The organism is Streptococcus sp. WM07, assembly GCF_004570525.1.
Classification (GTDB): Bacteria; Bacillota; Bacilli; order Lactobacillales; family Streptococcaceae; genus Streptococcus.
The window spans coordinates 1-358 of sequence record NZ_SPPZ01000297.1; the positions used below are offsets into that span (position 1 = coordinate 1).

Consider the following 358-nt stretch of genomic DNA (forward strand, 5'->3'; position numbering starts at 1 on the left):
TGAGATGCTTTTTGATGTGAGCCCATATTTTTTCGATAGGATTGTACTCAGGTGAGTATGGAGGGAGAGGTAAAAGTTTATGTCCCTGCTCCTCACATAAGGATTTTATACTACTCATCCTATGGAATCTTGCGTTGTCCATAATAATAACAGAAGGTGTATCTAAAGAGGGTAATAAGAACTGTTGAAACCATGCTTCGAAAAAGTCACTTGTCATCGTGTCTTCATATGTCATATGTCATCGGAGCTATAATCTCACCATTTGTGAGACCTGCAACTAAAGATATTCGTTGATATCTTCTTCCAGAAACCTTACCTTCTATCAACTGACCTTTCATGGAACGACCATATTCTCGAT

1 pseudogene is annotated in these 358 nt (G+C 38.3%); it reads right to left on the reverse strand.

Annotation, left to right across the window (positions count from 1 at the left end):
- Positions 1–358, reverse strand: a pseudogene (locus E4T71_RS09310) (transposase); the annotation flags it as partial.